Below are 631 nucleotides of genomic sequence, written 5' to 3' on the forward strand. Positions count from 1 at the left end.
GAGCGCCGAGCTGTATCGGCTGCCTGCGTTGTGCGCGTTACCGGCGAAGCACCCGTTGACGTCGAAGGAACGTATCGAAGCCAGCGATCTGCGTAATGAGCGGCTGATCCTGCCTTCTTATGCCGACGACACCCGCAGCCCGCTCGATCGCGCGCTGCGGCCCGCGGGCGCCGGACAGCTGCCTGCAATCGAAACGCCGTACGGCGCAACTATCTGCGCGCTGGTGTCGCGCGGGCTGGGCGTCGGTGTCGTCAATCCGCTGGCGGCCATCGACGCGAACCCGAAGCGCATCGCGTTTCGTCCGTTCTCGCCGCAGATCATGTTCCGCGGCTTTACGCTGTGTCCGCAGTTGCAGCAACCGAATCCCGTGGTGCAAACGTTTCTCGAGATCGTCCGCACGATGATGGCGGAACAGATCGAAGCGTCGAGCGTTCAGAAAAAAGCGGGCGTTCGCAGGGCGACGCAACGCATGAAAGCGTGAAATCATGTGATGCGCGGTGCTTGCGAACGCCGTCAAGACCGTGCGCGACCGTCACCTTCCCGATACGACAGCTTCCCGATCTCGGCGCCGCGTCCGGCGAGTTCGTCGCGACGCTGTGGACGCGCAGGCGGGCACTCAGGCAACGGGTTC

General features: G+C 64.3%; 1 protein-coding gene. It reads left to right on the forward strand.

Annotation, left to right across the window (positions count from 1 at the left end):
* The coding region (locus tag H3V53_RS43290; protein WP_336603054.1) for a LysR substrate-binding domain-containing protein at window positions 1-481 on the forward strand (481 nt) is incomplete at its 5' end.
* Between the last annotated feature and the right edge of the window lie 150 nt (window positions 482-631).

Source organism: Paraburkholderia bengalensis (assembly GCF_037126505.1).
Lineage (GTDB): Bacteria > Pseudomonadota > Gammaproteobacteria > Burkholderiales > Burkholderiaceae > Paraburkholderia > Paraburkholderia bengalensis.